Genomic DNA, 16,206 nt, shown 5'->3' with positions numbered 1-16,206 from the left:
CCCACTATTTCAGCTGTTCAATAAAGGCTTCGACGCGGGTTTTAAGTTGCCCCATATCTTCCATGCTGTAGTCCGTTTCAATGCGCAAACAGGGAATATTCTTCTGTTCCAAGGCTTTTTGCACTGGCATGGACTCCATCAGATACGGAGTACAGAACTGTAAACCATAGTGAATAACGCCGTCAGCGTTGTAGGCCTTCGCCATCTGCTCAATATGCTGCAAACGGTCACAGTTGGGCGTGAAGATGGCGCAGTCCACTTTGAAATAACGCTCAACAATAGCATCCAGCATTTCGTCAACGGTAGTGCCAGATTCATCCACCAGATTACGGACACCGCGTTCTCCCACACAGGACTCTTCGCCCACAATGACGGCCCCCGAAGTTTCGATAATGGCGGGCAGTTTCCAGTTCGGCATAGCTTGTGGACAGCCAGAGACCAAAATCCGTGGCATTTTTGCAGGGAAAGCCCCCGTATTATCTTTGATACGCTGTTCCAGCTCATCACAGATCTTGTTCACCGATGCAGTGAAACGTTCTGGGTTATCATAGAAAAACACCTGATTTGCCAACAAGGCATCAAGTCCTGATATGGGCGCAGGATCTGCTGCCCGCAGCTGATATAAGCGCTGCATTGCCGCCCGTTTGGCGTTCACTAACTTGATGGCGGCCTGCAATGACTCGGCAGTCACCTGCACCCCTGTCAGTTGTTCTGCGGCTTCTTTAAACCTGACATATTCAGCCTTAAGTAACGCTTTACCGTTAGCTGACTTCACCTGCGGTAGATCCATCACATACAGATTATTAATAATATCTTTGAAGGACTCGTAGGCTTTCTTTTTGCCGTCGCAGGTGTTCTCCCCCACCACCATGTCAGTAGTTTCCAGGTATGGGCACACCCGCCCGAGTTTAAAACCAAAGGCAGATTTAATCAGGGCACAGGTATTGCGTGGTAAGTATTTTTCCACTTCTTCGGTGGCAAAATCAGCACCGGTGCACAGGCCAATCAAGGTGGCGTTGGCCGCTAGCGCAATTTCCTCTGGCACAAATACACAGTAAGAGCCGATGATCTTGCGTCCTGCGGCTTTCTCATCCAGTAGCTCTTTAATACGCAGGCCATGGACTTCGCTCATCACAAAGTCAAAGTAACTCATGGCTTCTGGACGGTTGTCCTGCGCCATGAAGATATTCTGATACGCCTCAGACAATACGCCTAACAAGGCATCATGGGCCTTGAGGTCGAGGCCAAGTTCAGTCCACATCTGTCGATAATTTTCGCTCATGCCACACTCCAGTTGTTGTTTTTGCGCCACCAATAATCCCCTAACTTAATGCAACTCATCGCCGTCAGTTGGGGAACCGCAATACCGATAAGCTTGCGGCGTACACTTGGCAAAATTGGATTAACTGGGATGGGGAGCCGTGCAGAAAGCAGCAAAATAAGGTGCAGTTCGCTCGACCAATCAGACCAATATCCCGCCAGCCATCGGTTAACCGTTGGTTTGCCATTGGGTTGGTCCGGCGTGCTCTGCTGTTGCTGACGAATGCTGCCACCAATAAGGAAGGGGCAGATATACCCGTTCTGTCATCCGAGATTGATGAACAGAGGCGCCAGTGCAAAAGAGGAACTAAATCTCACGGACACATAAATTGCTTCTACAGAAGCAGCATCAGTCTACGCAGTTACCGCATCTGGAGAATTGATATAGGTAAAGGTTTTGCCGGAAATTTCCTCAGTCATGCCGCGGCAGCTAACACTTTTGAAATTTAGCGTAGTGAAAACGCAATCCACATCAGAACAGACGGAAATGTAAGAATAAAATTTTACTAATAATACAACATGAAGAAATATTTTCCCCAAATAACCATTTACGGCCCATAAATAGCAAGGCTATTCTCCAGTAATCCCGCTATCTTGGTGGCATCCAATTTAACGAGAGCCGTAAGAATGCATACTGATTTATGGGACCTGTTTATCAATACGGTTAAGGCCGAAGTCATCCCGGCGCTGGGTTGTACAGAACCGGTTGCAGTTGGGCTGGCCGCCGCCATTGCCCGCAGCAAATTGCAAGGGGCTCCAGAATCGATTCAAGCCGAAGTATCACCCAACCTGATGAAAAATGGCATGGGCGTACGAGTGCCAGGCACGGGTATGACAGGGCTGGCAATTGCGGCGGCCGCTGGCGCCATCGGCGGCGATGCCGATGCCGGACTGGAAGTGTTTCATACGCTCAACGATGCTAAAGTAAATACTGCTAAGACCTTAATAGAAAAAGGTAAAGTTAAAATAACTGTCGCAGATACATCGCGCGCATTATTTGCCAAGGTGACGCTGTTTGCCCAGCAGCGCTGGGTTCGCGTCACTATCGCAGATACCCACACCAACGTGGTAGCCATTGAAGAAAACGGGATCACCACCTTCCGACAACAACAGCCAAGTAGCACTGCGCCCGACAGCAATATGCCCAAGTTGCCATCACAAACAACGGTGCAGGATATTTATCAATTCATTACCGAAGTGCCACTACAACGACTAGCATTTATTGAACGGGCGAAACAACTCAATGAAGCACTGTCACAGGAAGGACTCAATGCCGACTACGGTTTACAAGTAGGGGCGACATTGCAACGCCATGTGGCCCGCGGCTTGCTCAGTGGTGGTCTACTCACCGATGTGATCAGCCGTTCTGCTGCGGCGTCAGATGCGCGTATGGGTGGCGCTATGTTACCCGCTATGAGCAATTCTGGCTCTGGCAACCAAGGCATTGCTGCGACGATGCCAGTAGTAGTGGCAGCTGAATATCTGCAATCGTCCCACGAACAGTTATTGCGGGCATTGATGTTGTCGCATCTACTGGCAATTTACATTAAGCAGCACCAGCATAAACTATCTGCATTATGTGCCGTGACCACTGCCGCTATGGGTTCGGCTGCCGGGATCACCTATCTACTGGGTGGCGATTATCAACAGATCAGCTATGCCGTCAGCAGTATGATTGGTGATGTGGCGGGCGTGATCTGCGATGGCGCTAAAAATGCCTGTGCCATGAAAGTATCCTCCTCCGCAGGTTCCGCAGTGAAGTCCAGCTTAATGGCAATTGATAATATCCACGTCACCGGTCAGGAAGGTATAGTCGCCGATGATGTTGATAGCTCCATTCGTAATCTGTCAGCATTGGCTAACGGTGCCATGAGCCATACTGACCAGCAGATCCTCGATATCATGGTACAAAAAGCGTTGTAACTTATAACGATAGCGCTGTGGTGTATTTCAGCGATTCCATGGCAAACGTTGATGTCACTTTCGAGATCCCCGCAACACAGTTGACGAGTTTTTTATAAAACTCGTCAAAGCTTTTCATATCAGTCACCAGCACCTTCATCATGTAATCATATTCACCGGCCATACGATAGAATTCCATCACTTCAGGAAATTCGGTGACGGCGTTGACAAAACGCACATACCATTCGTGGGAATGATCGTTGATCTTCACCATTACAAACGCGGTCAGTTCCAGTCCGACTTTTTCTGGATCTAACAATACGACACGCTTGTTAATCACCCCGGCATCTTCTAGGCGTTTTAAGCGTTTCCAGCACGGTGTACTGGTCAGATTTACCGCTTCTGCCAATGCATTCAACGACAAGGTGGCATCCTGTTGTAGCAGTTGCAGCAACGTTTTATCTGTTTTATCAAGTTCCATGGTGTTATTCCAAAGTGGATAATGACCTTATGATAAAAATTTCACTCAACTGACTCAATGTAAGAAAGAATTTTCTTTTTAAAACAGAGTCAGTACAAATTTTTCCTTTACCGTTATCAATAACGACTCTGTCGAAAAATAATCACCTATTCTGCTGTTGGCACCCTTGAAAATACATGCAAAAAATCTCATATATTTCGTAGTATCTATTTCAAGCGTGTTTTGGAGTTGTCATGAGTCAAACAACCGCCGTTCAACTGGTATGCCCACATTGTGGGGTAATTAACCGTATTCCTGCCGACAAACTTAGCGCTCAGCCACTGTGTGGCAAATGCCGTAATCTACTTATCAGCGCACATCCGATAATGGCTACTGACCAAAACTTCCAGCGCTTTATCGACAAAAACGACCTGCCCGTCGTGGTCGATTTCTGGGCCCCCTGGTGTGGTCCATGCCGTCAGTTTGCGCCGGTATTCAGTGATGTTGCTGCTGAAATGGCGACGCAAGCGACCTTTGTCAAACTTGATACGCAAGATAATCAGATGACGGCTGGCCGCTTGCAGATCCGCTCCATTCCAACACTGGCGGTATACCATCATGGCCGTGAAATCGCCCGCATCTCTGGCGCATTGCCCAAAGGGCAGTTTAAACAGTGGTTACAGCAATATTTGTAAGATGTCTGCTGTCTGCGAGTATACAGAGCTAATACAGGTTCATGCAGCCACTTGCTATTTATGACATTGACAACACTGGATATTTTTCAGCAGCTATTAGCCAATAGTGGCTTTATCTGTATGGGAATTGCCACGATGATAGGAACACTGTTGATGGCTTTAACTAGACGCCCTACTCGGGATTACAAGAATCAATGCGCCAATCTAGATCACTAACTATCTTGGTGATGAATGGTGTGTTGCTGGCAACAGCATTTATTGTATTGCTATGGCATCTAGCAAGTGGGCAGTAACATCAGAAATGGGTGGCTCGCAAAGATTGTGATCGCGCCTATACCCGCTGTATCTTACTTCTGCTATGCTTTGGTCGGTTAATTAGGCACTGAAAGGAGATCTTGATGATTGTATTACTGACCCACCCGGCAAAGGTGTCTGAGTAGATATCGTTTAGTTTTATCCTGCTGCTTGCCCCATTTGCCCGGTGTATTCTCGACCGGGAACACCAACCAATCTTGTTGCAGTTTTTCAACAACTGCTAGTTATAGTTCCCTCAACATTCGCTGATGTGCGCTCATCATTATGATGCGCGTAAGGAATGCATATGAGTTCAGCAATTTCTATTAACCGACTGGGATGGCAAGCTTTTTTTCAACAACAGCTCCACCTAGAAGAACTGGAACACGCCAGCATTGCCAGAGTCTGTGGACATCACAGAAATGGCTATCTATTACACACGATACAAGGCACGTTGACACTCCACGCCAATTCAGCTTTGCCAGAAATGACGCTAGGCGACTGGTTACTGCTGGATGAGCAACAACATTTTGTACGTCTGTTGGAGCGCAAATCACTGTTCAAACGCAAAGCTGCTGGCACGAGAGTCACTGAGCAGCTCATTGCGGCGAATGTCGATACCTTATTCATTGTTTGCTCGCTCAATCAAGATTTTAATCTGAGCAGAATTGAACGCTACCTAGCACTGGCACATGAAGCAACAGTTACGCCTGTAGTGGTGCTAACTAAGCAAGATTTATGTGCGGATGTTGAAGATAAACGTCAGGCAGTACAAGCACTCGACCCATTCTTGCAGGTAGAAACTGTCAATGCACTCGATAAAGACAGTTGTTCGAGTTTATTGGCTTACTGCGGCGCCGGGCAAACGCTGTCGTTGTTGGGTTCATCCGGTGTCGGTAAATCCACGCTGGTCAACAGCCTGCTAGGTTACGATATTCAGAAAACTGCCACCATCCGTGAAGATGACAGTAAAGGACGTCACACCACCACAGCGAGAACCATGCACTTTCTGCCAAGTGGTGCCGTGCTTATCGACACGCCAGGGATGCGCGAGCTACAGCTCACCGAGTGTGAAACTGGCGTAAGACAGACATTCGCCGATATTGAACAGTTGGCGCAACAGTGCCGTTTTAACGACTGTCAGCATCAAAGCGAACCCGGCTGCACCATTCAGCAAGCCATAGCCACCGGAGAACTGGAACCGAGGCGACTGAGCAACTACCTGAAACTGCTTGCCGAGCAAGCACATAATAGTGCGTCACTGCAGCAACGGCATGCCCAGGATCGACAGTTTGGCCGTATGGTCAAAACTGTCAGCACGGTTTCGCGCAAACTGAAAAAAGGTTATTAACGTCACCAAACCGCCCCAACAGTCATGCTGGGGCGGTATCGCCCCTGTCTTAGCGTAAGCAGCTAAGGTATAGTTGTGGCAGTTCAATCCAAGAGCAATCCGTAAGCCCGATTTATGAACGAGCATCAACGAAAGCTTGAGCAGCTGATAGAGGAAAATCGGCGCTTGCAACGCGAAAACAAACGCCTTGAAGAGAAGCTAAATGCGGCTCTGGATGGCACTGGATTGTGCTTGTGGGAACAACATGTGCCAACCGGCAAGCTGACGATTTTCAATATGGAATGGGGCCAGATGCTGGGCTATAGCTCGCAGGAACTGGAAGCAACCGTTGATATCTGGAAAAGCAAGTTACATCCAGATGATTATCAGAAAGTCGTCGGTGCGCTGGAAGATCACCTATCTGGCAAAACCAGCTCCTATCAAGTAGTTCACCGTATGCTGCATAAAAATGGCAGTCATAGCTGGGTATCTGACCGGGGACGCGTGGTCGAGTTTGACTCGCAAGGGCAGCCGTTGCGGATGATGGGCACACATATCGACATCACTCAGGAAAAACGCTATGAACTAGAGCTGGCAAAACTTGCCAGTAGCGACCCACTGACAGGGGTACTCAATCGCGCCAAGTTAGAGCAGGAATTCCATGCACTGAATCAGGCAGACGCCCCTCAAAATGCAGCACTGATTTTTATCGATCTGGATGATTTTAAAGCGGTAAATGATCAGTTAGGTCACAGATCCGGTGATGCACTGCTAATTCAGGTTGCCAGAAGACTCAGTGAGATTGCCCCAGACCATACCTTGGTGGCACGCATGGGGGGCGATGAATTTGTATTACTGTCGCATCAAACATCACGGCAAACCCTCAATACCTTCGTCGAAACCTTATTGGAATGGGGCAAACACGCCATCCCCTTAGAAAATGGTGTCGCCAACATAGGTTTCAGCATCGGGGTCTGCCAGTTCACCACACCTTACACCGGGTTCAACTTACTCTACAACTTAGCGGATCAAGCCATGTACCAGATTAAAAAACAGGGTAAACATGGCGTCGCCTTTGTGCAGGCAAACTAAAAACGCCCACATTGACGGCGGGTTACCCATGCCTTATACCGTCACCCCAAACCAGTGCCCTACTACAGCAGTTAGTAGCATTGCCATGGCCCCCCAAAAGGTGACTCGGGCACAGGCCCGCCCGATCGGCGCGCCGCCAGTCACTGCGGCTATACTGCCAAGCAGCGCTAAAAACACAAGCGAAGCGAGCGCCACCAGAGTAATGAGTTGCGTCAATGGCGCAAACCAAGCAACCAATAAGGGCAGCATAGCCCCGACAGTAAAAGTGGCGGCCGATGACAGTGCCGCCTGGATCGGTTGCGCCTTGCTGTCTTCGGTAATGCCTATTTCATCCCGAGCATGAGCCCCCAGCGCATCATGTTCCATTAACTGTTCCGCCACCTGATAGGCCAACTTAGGGGTCACACCGCGCTTTTCATAGATCTTTGCCAGTTCCTGTTTCTCAGATTCAATATCTTCGGCCAATGATTGTCGCTCAAGCGCTAGGTCCGCATTCTCGGTATCCGACTGTGAGCTTACCGACACATATTCCCCCGCTGCCATCGACATGGCACCGGCCACTAGTCCAGCTAACCCCGCCAGCATAATTTCACTTGTGGTGGTATTGGCCGCAGCCACGCCAATGATCAGACTGCTAGTTGAAACAATGCCATCGTTGGCCCCAAGCACTGATGCCCGCAACCAACCAATACGGTGGGAACGGTGATTTTCATGGTGTGTCACGGCACTCCCTCTTCGATTCATTCTGACCAGCCATATTTAAAAATCCCACAACATAACCTGAATAACCTTTTATCCAAGTGTGGCTGACACTCTCTAAGTGTAGTCTCAGCGGCAGAAAACGTCGCTGATATGTAATATATCTCTCTGAAACAAAAACGCTTTATCAATCAAGCGTAATCCTGAGGCAAAGTCGTCTATGCTTAGAAGACTGGACGGTTAGGATTGAAAGGAGGATTTATGCTCGCAGCGGAAATACAACTTAAAATTGACGCCAATAGTGCCCAGATCAGAAGTATTGCCAATCGCATTCATATGCTGGAAGAAGAACATTTAGCCGAGCCCGGTAACGCCGACTATGTCGAGCTAAGAACCCAGCATAAAAAACTGGTGGATGAAAACCGCCGACTGACAGACGAACTGCTGTCTGAATAACGTTTACCGTTATCGGCAATGAGGCTGATGTATCGGGAGCCAGATGGATGGGCAAGGATTACCACAAGCGCCTGTCATGTTGCCATCTCGCTCCCGCGCGCAAATTCAGGTGAATTGCAGCAGGCCAGTGCGGGTCGGTTCCACCGCAATAGCATTTTTGCCTGCATCACAACTTGCGCCACCCAAACAGGCCATCAAGCTTTTTTGACAAACTCCGATTTAAGTTGCATCGCGCCAATGCCATCAATCTTACAATCGATATTATGGTCACCTTCAACTAAACGGATATTTTTCACCTTAGTGCCCACTTTAACCACCAATGAGCTACCTTTCACTTTTAAGTCTTTAATCACAGTAACGGTATCGCCATCCGTCAACAACGCGCCATTGGCATCCTTGACTACCAGCCCATCATCCTGCTCAACCACTTCTCCCACAATCCATTCATGACCACACTCCGGGCACACCAGAGTGCTGCCGTCTTCATAGGTATAGCTGGAATCACAACTCGGGCAATTTGGTAAATCACTCATCAATCAGTTCTCTATACTTCTGGTAGCAAACAAAAAAATAGATACCAGCCACTGCGAAATTGGCTACCACAGCAGCGTTTTATTCTCTGGCATCATAAAGTTAAGACAGCATTTTACAATTAATGGCAGTGATTTAGCAAAAACCATCCGATAACTGAGATTTCAGGCATAAAAAAGTAAGTAAAAAAATGATTTCATAGTGGTTTAACGTATATTCACGTCATCTTGGCTGAGACGATTTAACTCTCATATAAGACGAAAAAATTTGATATAGCACGGCTAGATAGCCGTTAGTTAGTTGGTTGTCGCATCATAGGAAGCGTGTTTTATTACTCTATACTATAGTGTTAATCAAACGACTGATGGATCTATCGACAAGCGATTTAGAGCTACAGTGAAAATGCAGCTCCTTAAGTGTAGGCACGATGGGAGAACTGGGAGATGAGACGTAATTTCAATTGGTTATGCTACGTCTTCCTTGTTTTAACCATCACTTTCTACAATAACGCGCTGGCAGAAACTACCGAATTTCTGACCCATAGTGTCGAAGGCAAGGTTTATATTGACGAACATGGTGAATTGCGCGGTCTAAAGCATGGTGGCAGGCGAGCGTTCAATGTGGAGCTTGTTCGTGAAATGATGCTTCTTGTAGATCACCAGGTTCAATTCCAAATAGTGCCATTCGCACGAGGTCAGCTAGCGCTTAAAAAGAAAAGAAAAGCGTTATTTAATATCGCAAGAACCGAAAAAAGAGAGGCACTGTATAAGTGGGTAGGCCCACTCCAAGTTGATAATGTCTATTTCTATGAATCAGTTAATCAATCAAAGCCCGTCACCGATTTTGATCAAGCTAAAAATGTATCTGGGATCTGCGTTCTTCGCGGAACCTCTCAACATGAGAACTTGCTTGCGCTAGGCTTTAAAAACATTTTTGCAAACAATAGTTGGGTCGCTTGCTTACAGATGCTGGCAATGGGGCGGATAGATTTGGTTCCAATCAGTGACTCCTTGGTCAATACTCTGATGGTTGAGGCTCATCTCACCTATAAACAAATCCGCAAAACACCCGTTATGGTTCAAAAAAATGCCGGATATATCGCTTTTTCAAAAGACCACTCAGATGATGAAATTGCTCAATGGCAACAAGCCTTGGATAAATTGAAACGCTCTGGCAAGTACGATGAACTCGTTCAAAATTATCTACATTGATATGGAACGGGACCGCTTATCTATGCTCACCCAAGACAGGAACTGAGCACACCAATCTACCGCACCCGCAAAGGCGGCGTTTTTATATTTCGAGAACAACCGCACATTCACCTTCGATCGCAGGATGTCGGAAATATTCAATATCTTGATTGTCTCCTTCCTTATGCTCTAAAAAACAGAGGAGAAAGGCTATGTCAAAACGCATCAATTACATCAATATCGCACCGAAGGCCATGGACATTTTGTACACGCAGGAAGCGTACTTCCACGAGCAGTTTCGCCAATCGGACACCATGAATATGACCATCTGGGAGCTGGTCAAGTTACGTGTGTCGCAAATTAATCAATGCGCCTTTTGTATTGATATGCATAGCAAAGACGCGCTAAAAATGGGCGAGAAACCCGAACGTATCTGGGGACTGAGTGCTTGGAAGGATATGCCATTTTACAGTGATGCCGAACGTGTAGCTTTGGCTTTAGCTGAACAACTAACCGCAGGTCAACCGGTGGAAGATGAAGCTTACCAGCTCACCTTGAATACCTTTGGTGATAAAGCTATGGTGAACTTAACGCTGGCGATCAATGCCATTAATAGCTGGAACCGTATAGTAAAAGTGTTTAAACCAGCAGTGGGCTTGTACCAACCCAAGTAATTGTCACGAAGGAATGCCTGTTTGGATATAAATTTTAAGATCTTCAAACCACGGGGATTTTTAGCTGACCAGATCCAGGCTATCTGGTCAGTTTCTGTTATGCCTGCAACAGAACAAGCAGTGCGTAAACAGTTACTCAGCGATGCTGGGGCGGGGATCATTTTCATCTTGCAGCAGCAAGTGCAGATGGATAACGAATGGCTGACACCAGGCGTGGTGTTGCAACCGGTTAGTACATTGGCGCATCAAGTGGTTTTGCCACCTGGATCGCTTGTGGCTGGTGTCCGTTTTCATCCCGCTGTGAGCTATCAGTTGCTTGGTGAGCGCATGGATAAGCCGCTGCGTATTGAAGACGATCATCCGCTTAAGGCGTCTGCACTCGATACCTTTACGCAGCTTAAAACCGAGCGTTCACCAGCGGCCAGAATTGCCACCTTATATCGTTGGTGTCGAACGTTGATCATTCAGAGCAAACCACAGGATGTTGGTCATATTATTCATCAACAACCGGAGACCCTCTGCCTACGGCAACGCGAACGGTTGTTTCAGAAATGGCTCGGCATTACGCCGAAACAGTATCAGCGCATCGTGCGAGTTAAACAGACATTAGAACAGTTGCGCGCACAGCCCTACATGTCACTGGCAGAGCTAGCACTGGCACAAGGCTTTGCTGATCAAGCCCATATGACGCGAGAGTGCAACAATATTGCACACGTCACCCCCAAACAATTTATACGTCAGCGAACATCCTGATTGTTATAATAAAAAGCAATAAAAAGCATCGAGATATCGCACCAACAAGCCGCCACCTCAGGGAAAGATATCCTGGCCACAGTCACTAAACCGTGTTTCCGCTTAAATAGTCATTTGGATTCTACAGGGGGAATAAAAGTTTAAACTGATTAGAATATGAAAACATAACCTAACCAATGTAATTTATATGTTTTTATTATTCATTATTAAAATAAAAAGTTAGTTTTAAACTATATCACCTCGTAGACGTCTAAAACTAACTTTAAAGTATCATTTCTTACTAATTATCAGCAAGCCGTTGGGTCTACCCTACAGATCTGACATACTCCATTATATAAAGCACAAGCTGATGAACTAGGATCCTCAGCACAGATTTTCCCTAATGTTTCGCATGAACCTGCATCTGGGGCTGAGATTGCATTATTAATACCGAAACCTAATGTAAGACCAAATATAACTAAGAAAGCTTTTAATTTACTATTCATATAAAAATTCCTTTTTGTAGTTACTTCAGTTTTGAGGTGATAACTCATTCAATTCAGAGTCGAGTAATTTTTCATCAAACCCGATAAAAACTTTTCCTTTAAGTACTATTATTGGTATTGCTTCCTTATTAATCGATGCATATAGGCGGTCTATTTTTTCATTATGAATTTCAATATCTCTGTCTTCATAGGCAATCTTTTCACGATTAAGATATGCTCTAAGTTGCTTACAATACGGACACCATTGAGTAGTATATATAACAATTTTTTTATCCGTACCTAAAAAATGGGCATCAGTATTTTGCTCAAAAACTTTGCTCGGTGTGTTATACCAAGCATAGACTTGCGTTACGCCATAACCAGAAAATATAGCTGCAATTAGAATTAAAAAATATAGCGAAAATTCCTTTATTAATTTGGTGTTCATATTATCACTGTCCTTAGCATTTGAACTTTACAGATTAATAAAAAGCAGTCGCTCTAACTTCACATCTGTTTTGCTATGACACAAGTTTACGTTTGTAACATTTTGTAAATAATTTACACCATCAATAACAACATAAGTGTAACAATTAAACATATAAGACTATGAAAGAGAAAACGTTTACCTCTCTGACTTAAGATTAAATGACAATAGGAGCAGCCATAACGAACCTATGAACCACTCATAAAATTTTGTGGCTGTCCTGATTTTTCACTACAACAGAAATTAACATCTGAACTAATACAGGTCACGTTAACCGTAACGGTGACATCATTTGCTCAAACGAGTATGTTACTCAATTCCAACATAAATATATTTGCTTGTTATCCGTACTTATGTCGAACAAAACCTGCGTCCATATCGTTTTAGCTTCTATCTTGCTGCTCATTGCTGGCTGCGGCTCAACCCCGGATAGTGTGCCGTTATCCGATCGTGATTATTGTGCTGTGCGACAAACTAGCACCACGCGAACGCTCTCTGAGTTTACTGCGCCCTATGCCACTGAAATGCAGCATAAGACCGGTGTTTATGTATTGGAACAAGGTACAGAGGCGATGATGTCTCGGGCTTGGTTGGCCGAGCGAGCGGAGAAAACCATTGACGTACAATACTTTATCTTTTCCATTGATAATGTGGGTTTGATTGCCACCGACTATTTAGTACGGGCAGCAGAACGCGGCGTTAAAGTGCGGGTGTTGGTGGACGACATCATGTTGGAAGCACGCGGCGATGAGCTGTTAATGTTAGACGCCCATAAGAATATTGAGATTAAAATCTACAATCCAAACGTGAACGTGGGTAAGAATATCGTACAAAAGGTTACCGCACTGCTGACCGATTTTCACGGCATCAACCAACGCATGCACAACAAAGTCTTTCTGGTTGATCAGCAAATTGCCATTACCGGTGGCCGCAATATTGCCGATGAATATTTTGGTTTCGACCACGAATATAACTTCAGAGACAGAGACGTGTTTCTGGCCGGTAAAGCCGTTAAATCAGTGGAAAGCTCTTTTGAGCAGTATTGGCAAAGCAAGCTCAGTGTTCCTATCACCGAACTGTTTGATAAACTGCCATCCCCAGCCAACCCCGAATTTTCACGGCTACATTCCTACGCCTGCAACCCCGCCAATTTCAGTCCAGAGATTAGGGCAGAGATTGAAGACGTACCCGCCACCTTCAAACAGCTTGCGGATGAAGGTAAGTTTTTATTTGTCGATAACGTGGAATATGTGGCCGACATGCCGGGCAAGAATGATCGTAGCCATTTCCTCGGTGGTGGCAGCATCACCCACGATAAATTGGTAGCACTGGCTGAAACCGCCACCAACAGCATTGTGATTCAAACACCCTATTTAATCACCACCAAAAGCGACCGAGCATTCCTGCGTAAATTGGTTAAGCAAGGTATCAGCATTAAAATTCTCACCAACAGTCTGGCCTCCAACGACAACCTAGAAGCGTTTAGCGGATATCAACGCAACAGAGCCGCATTGCTAGATACCGGCGTAGAAGTTTATGAATTCAGACCCGACGCCAAAATCAGGCAACGAGTGATGTCGGAGCATATGTACAAACGCTCAGCCACCGTGCCGATATTCGGCCTGCATGCCAAAACCATGACCATTGATAACCACATCACCGTGATTGGCACCTACAATTTTGATCCCCGTAGCGCCAACCTGAATACTGAAAGTATCACAGTGATCAACTCGCTAGCGATCACCCAAGAGGTAAAAGCCTCCATGCTAAAAGAGATGGAAGCCGACAACGCCTGGCAAGTCACCAAAGACTTTAACCCCGACAGCGAGGAGAGCTTATCCAAACGCATAGGGGTGAAATTACGCAGAATCGTGCCGAAGAATATTCTTTAAGTAGTTATTAGGCAAGAGCTGAACAAGCAAATCAAGACAGATACAAGTTTCGTCGCAGATCTAGTCTGAACTAATACAATTGACCTGTTGAAGCCTGCACGTAATAATCCCGTTTACGGTGAGACGGTTATTTTTACTTGTCTGACCAAAATATTATAATCAGCTATCCCCTTCTTTACTATTGATACACTGCCAAATAGGCTCTTCATCTTCCCACCAAACCAGACTAATAAACATGTCGTTATGGTACTGAAAGGCGTGTTCATGGACTGTTCCATCATCCGCCCAACCTTCTCTGCACCACACACTACCATCTACTTCACCAGGACTAGATTTAATGCCATTGAATATCAAATCATGAATTTTAGATCCTTCTGGGGCTATATTGGTTGGGTAGAAACATCCAGGTAAATTACTATTCTTGTCGAACAGATAACGGCTTCCATCTTTACGATAGATAACAAAGTGGCCCATATGGTGATCGCTGGTAATAACACGTCGCATGGTCATCATGAAGCTTGTGTCGAAGGCTGACTTAACTGAACTCATTAAGTCTAAGTCGAGGCGACTACCTGCCAAATGAGCTTTTAACAAGTAACTAGGCACAAGCAGTTCAGACGCATAACTATTGGCAATGTTTTCACGATTTTTAGACACACCACTAGGACTCTCCATATCACTGTGTGAGCACAAGTTGCCCACTTTCCCGCGATCTTTAAACCAATGGCCAAGCTCATGTCCAACAGAAAACCGCTTTCTCGGTGTGTTGCTGGCTGAATTGACAGTGATAGTCGCTTTGTCTCCAGCACCAATAATCATTGCCTCGCAACCATTTAGAGGTCTTTCTAATACGATTGCCTGATGTTCATATGCAATTGCTTCAATATCTATTTCTTTTGGCTCTGAAATAGCAAATTCGTCTATGTATAACGATTCGACAAAATCCTTAATCGCCTTTATCGTCAACTTCAATCACTCCCATAGCTATCAAGTTTGCAACGATCTGATTTGCATCTTCATCATTGAATTCTTTGCCTTCTCGAAATGCCAAAGTAAGGTTTTCAGGCAATTTTTGTTGCATTAAAAGTTCAATAAGAACCTCCTTTGCATCTTTCCCTTTTTTCGCCAAATAGCTCATTACATCGACTGTTTCATGTTTTTTCTTTTCTGCTTCTAACTTTGTTCTGGCTGCCGTAAGTCTCGCTTTTTTGTATTGCTGTTTGCACTCTTTCACTCGATGTAACAAACGCGCTTGAGTCGTCTGAATTTCATCAGAAGTTAGCTTGTATTCAGCCATAAGCTCACTAACGGGAGCGCTGGCAATATGCTCGATCATGATATCTTCGAGTAAATTGTTCATCTCTTTGTTAGCCATCATCCAGCCTCCTTTAGGTACTTTTGTCCGTTTCTTACAATACGCCTACGAGTCGTGTCGTAGGCAGTTTCATCACCGGCAAAGACTGACTTCACGATTTCCGATTTATTCTGGCCTTCTTGTGTCGCGGCCAAAAACCTCATAGCGCCATCATCTTGACTAAAGATACTCATCAAAATTCTCCATCTTGGGTCAGTATCGTCTTCATTATCATCAGTGGTATCGGTAATTGTTTCGCTGTAACCATCAATTGATTCTGAGTATTTGAAAACCTTTTCCTGATTTCGTTCAGCCATTCCGTTGCAGATACTCCGAATCACATTACCAATTGTGACTGTAAGAGGGATATCTTTCGGCATATGCCTGGTATCGCTGAGAATCCGCATTAATGCTTCGTTGAATACCTCATCAGCTTCAACTGTCAATCTTGATTTTTTTACGAGGTACTTAGACAAGATTGTCGTTCTTGTTAGTACTTCATCAGTATTTGACTCCAGCGCCTGCAAAATCTCATCGACCGTGTAGTAGTCGTAGTCCTTCATTGCTACTCCCTAAGACGGACAAAAATAATTTTCTGGACATTGTCCAGTTT

General features: G+C 45.6%; 18 protein-coding genes. 9 read left to right on the top strand and 9 right to left on the bottom strand.

Annotation, left to right across the window (positions count from 1 at the left end; genetic code table 11):
- Positions 1-4: 4 nt before the first annotated feature.
- Positions 5-1,282, bottom strand: coding sequence for a double-cubane-cluster-containing anaerobic reductase (locus tag IE064_RS10805; protein WP_189617825.1), 1,278 nt, complete (start codon positions 1,280-1,282; stop codon positions 5-7).
- A gap of 665 nt (positions 1,283-1,947) precedes the next feature.
- Here IE064_RS10805 and IE064_RS10800 point away from each other — a divergent pair.
- On the top strand, positions 1,948-3,243 hold the full coding sequence (locus tag IE064_RS10800; protein ID WP_189617824.1) for an L-cysteine desulfidase family protein: 1,296 nt from the start codon (positions 1,948-1,950) through the stop codon (positions 3,241-3,243).
- Between the two features lies 1 nt (position 3,244).
- On the opposite strand, the gene IE064_RS10795 is transcribed toward IE064_RS10800, so the two are convergent.
- Positions 3,245-3,703, bottom strand: coding sequence for an Lrp/AsnC family transcriptional regulator (locus IE064_RS10795; RefSeq protein ID WP_189617823.1), 459 nt, complete (start codon positions 3,701-3,703; stop codon positions 3,245-3,247).
- 233 nt (positions 3,704-3,936) lie between these two features.
- Here IE064_RS10795 and trxC point away from each other — a divergent pair, with 233 nt between their 5' ends.
- The 3 genes from trxC (at position 3,937) to IE064_RS10780 (ending at position 7,093) form a co-directional block, all read left to right on the top strand.
- Positions 3,937-4,377 (top strand): thioredoxin TrxC, encoded by a 441-nt coding sequence (trxC, locus tag IE064_RS10790; protein ID WP_189617822.1) that lies wholly within the window; start codon positions 3,937-3,939, stop codon positions 4,375-4,377.
- A gap of 601 nt (positions 4,378-4,978) precedes the next feature.
- The gene (gene rsgA / locus IE064_RS10785; RefSeq protein WP_189617821.1) at positions 4,979-6,022 is read left to right on the top strand and encodes a ribosome small subunit-dependent GTPase A; all 1,044 of its coding nucleotides are present in this window, start codon (positions 4,979-4,981) and stop codon (positions 6,020-6,022) included.
- A 114-nt stretch (positions 6,023-6,136) separates the two neighbouring features.
- Positions 6,137-7,093 carry a GGDEF domain-containing protein gene (locus tag IE064_RS10780; RefSeq protein ID WP_189617820.1) on the top strand — a complete coding sequence of 319 codons (957 nt, stop codon included), beginning with the start codon at positions 6,137-6,139 and terminating at the stop codon, positions 7,091-7,093.
- Positions 7,094-7,126: 33 nt separating this feature from the next.
- On the opposite strand, the gene IE064_RS10775 is transcribed toward IE064_RS10780, so the two are convergent.
- Positions 7,127-7,816, bottom strand: a complete 690-nt coding sequence (locus IE064_RS10775; protein ID WP_189617854.1) for a VIT1/CCC1 transporter family protein — start codon at positions 7,814-7,816, stop codon at positions 7,127-7,129.
- Positions 7,817-8,053: 237 nt separating this feature from the next.
- Here IE064_RS10775 and IE064_RS10770 point away from each other — a divergent pair, with 237 nt between their 5' ends.
- Positions 8,054-8,248: a hypothetical protein gene (locus IE064_RS10770; protein ID WP_133039297.1), complete on the top strand. Its 195-nt coding sequence runs from the start codon at positions 8,054-8,056 to the stop codon at positions 8,246-8,248.
- A 194-nt stretch (positions 8,249-8,442) separates the two neighbouring features.
- Here the strand turns inward: IE064_RS10770 and IE064_RS10765 are convergent, their stop codons facing one another.
- Entirely contained in the window at positions 8,443-8,781 is a 339-nt protein-coding gene (locus IE064_RS10765; RefSeq protein ID WP_133039298.1) for a zinc ribbon domain-containing protein YjdM, read from the bottom strand.
- Between the two features lie 441 nt (positions 8,782-9,222).
- On the opposite strand from IE064_RS10765, the gene IE064_RS10760 reads away from it, so the two are divergent.
- The 3 genes from IE064_RS10760 to IE064_RS10750 all read left to right on the top strand — a co-directional run bounded on the left by IE064_RS10760 (position 9,223) and on the right by IE064_RS10750 (position 11,396).
- Entirely contained in the window at positions 9,223-9,990 is a 768-nt protein-coding gene (locus tag IE064_RS10760; protein ID WP_189617819.1) for a substrate-binding periplasmic protein, read from the top strand.
- Between the two features lie 191 nt (positions 9,991-10,181).
- On the top strand, positions 10,182-10,643 hold the full coding sequence (locus IE064_RS10755) for a carboxymuconolactone decarboxylase family protein (protein ID WP_189617818.1): 462 nt from the start codon (positions 10,182-10,184) through the stop codon (positions 10,641-10,643).
- A gap of 21 nt (positions 10,644-10,664) precedes the next feature.
- Complete coding sequence (locus IE064_RS10750; RefSeq protein ID WP_189617817.1) at positions 10,665-11,396, top strand: AraC family transcriptional regulator; 732 nt, start codon at positions 10,665-10,667, stop codon at positions 11,394-11,396.
- 287 nt (positions 11,397-11,683) lie between these two features.
- Here the strand turns inward: IE064_RS10750 and IE064_RS10745 are convergent, their stop codons facing one another.
- Complete coding sequence (locus IE064_RS10745; RefSeq protein WP_189617816.1) at positions 11,684-11,881, bottom strand: hypothetical protein; 198 nt, start codon at positions 11,879-11,881, stop codon at positions 11,684-11,686.
- 25 nt (positions 11,882-11,906) lie between these two features.
- Positions 11,907-12,308: a glutaredoxin family protein gene (locus IE064_RS10740; protein ID WP_189617815.1), complete on the bottom strand. Its 402-nt coding sequence runs from the start codon at positions 12,306-12,308 to the stop codon at positions 11,907-11,909.
- Between the two features lie 392 nt (positions 12,309-12,700).
- On the opposite strand from IE064_RS10740, the gene IE064_RS10735 reads away from it, so the two are divergent.
- Complete coding sequence (locus tag IE064_RS10735; RefSeq protein WP_189617814.1) at positions 12,701-14,239, top strand: phospholipase D family protein; 1,539 nt, start codon at positions 12,701-12,703, stop codon at positions 14,237-14,239.
- A 159-nt stretch (positions 14,240-14,398) separates the two neighbouring features.
- Here IE064_RS10735 and IE064_RS10730 read toward each other — a convergent pair whose 3' ends face one another.
- From IE064_RS10730 to IE064_RS10720, 3 genes are read right to left on the bottom strand one after another with little or no spacing between them, the layout of a single operon-like run.
- Positions 14,399-15,205 carry an ImmA/IrrE family metallo-endopeptidase gene (locus IE064_RS10730; protein ID WP_189617813.1) on the bottom strand — a complete coding sequence of 269 codons (807 nt, stop codon included), beginning with the start codon at positions 15,203-15,205 and terminating at the stop codon, positions 14,399-14,401.
- Positions 15,186-15,617, bottom strand: a complete 432-nt coding sequence (locus IE064_RS10725) for a hypothetical protein (RefSeq protein ID WP_189617812.1) — start codon at positions 15,615-15,617, stop codon at positions 15,186-15,188. Before IE064_RS10725 ends, IE064_RS10730 begins: the two co-directional genes overlap by 20 nt.
- Positions 15,614-16,156 carry a hypothetical protein gene (locus IE064_RS10720; RefSeq protein WP_189617811.1) on the bottom strand — a complete coding sequence of 181 codons (543 nt, stop codon included), beginning with the start codon at positions 16,154-16,156 and terminating at the stop codon, positions 15,614-15,616. The genes IE064_RS10725 and IE064_RS10720 overlap by 4 nt, the downstream gene beginning before the upstream one ends.
- Between the last annotated feature and the right edge of the window lie 50 nt (positions 16,157-16,206).

The organism is Shewanella fodinae (assembly GCF_014651955.1).
GTDB classification, from domain to species: domain Bacteria; phylum Pseudomonadota; class Gammaproteobacteria; order Enterobacterales; family Shewanellaceae; genus Shewanella; species Shewanella fodinae.
The sequence above is the reverse complement of the archived record's forward strand: the minus strand, read 5'-3'. Positions and strand labels throughout refer to the sequence as shown.

Excerpts from the sequence above, each read along its gene's own strand:
- IE064_RS10755 (WP_189617818.1), top strand. The coding sequence starts at position 10,182 with ATGTCAAAACGCATCAATTACATCAATATCGCACCGAAGGCCATGGAC.
- IE064_RS10720 (WP_189617811.1), bottom strand. The coding sequence starts at position 16,156 with ATGAAGGACTACGACTACTACACGGTCGATGAGATTTTGCAGGCGCTG.
- IE064_RS10780 (WP_189617820.1), top strand. The coding sequence starts at position 6,137 with ATGAACGAGCATCAACGAAAGCTTGAGCAGCTGATAGAGGAAAATCGG.
- IE064_RS10760 (WP_189617819.1), top strand. The coding sequence starts at position 9,223 with ATGAGACGTAATTTCAATTGGTTATGCTACGTCTTCCTTGTTTTAACC.
- IE064_RS10740 (WP_189617815.1), bottom strand. The coding sequence starts at position 12,308 with ATGAACACCAAATTAATAAAGGAATTTTCGCTATATTTTTTAATTCTA.
- IE064_RS10800 (WP_189617824.1), top strand. The coding sequence starts at position 1,948 with ATGCATACTGATTTATGGGACCTGTTTATCAATACGGTTAAGGCCGAA.
- IE064_RS10745 (WP_189617816.1), bottom strand. The coding sequence starts at position 11,881 with ATGAATAGTAAATTAAAAGCTTTCTTAGTTATATTTGGTCTTACATTA.
- IE064_RS10770 (WP_133039297.1), top strand. The coding sequence starts at position 8,054 with ATGCTCGCAGCGGAAATACAACTTAAAATTGACGCCAATAGTGCCCAG.
- IE064_RS10805 (WP_189617825.1), bottom strand. The coding sequence starts at position 1,282 with ATGAGCGAAAATTATCGACAGATGTGGACTGAACTTGGCCTCGACCTC.
- IE064_RS10795 (WP_189617823.1), bottom strand. The coding sequence starts at position 3,703 with ATGGAACTTGATAAAACAGATAAAACGTTGCTGCAACTGCTACAACAG.
- trxC (WP_189617822.1), top strand. The coding sequence starts at position 3,937 with ATGAGTCAAACAACCGCCGTTCAACTGGTATGCCCACATTGTGGGGTA.
- IE064_RS10735 (WP_189617814.1), top strand. The coding sequence starts at position 12,701 with ATGTCGAACAAAACCTGCGTCCATATCGTTTTAGCTTCTATCTTGCTG.
- IE064_RS10765 (WP_133039298.1), bottom strand. The coding sequence starts at position 8,781 with ATGAGTGATTTACCAAATTGCCCGAGTTGTGATTCCAGCTATACCTAT.
- rsgA (WP_189617821.1), top strand. The coding sequence starts at position 4,979 with ATGAGTTCAGCAATTTCTATTAACCGACTGGGATGGCAAGCTTTTTTT.
- IE064_RS10725 (WP_189617812.1), bottom strand. The coding sequence starts at position 15,617 with ATGATGGCTAACAAAGAGATGAACAATTTACTCGAAGATATCATGATC.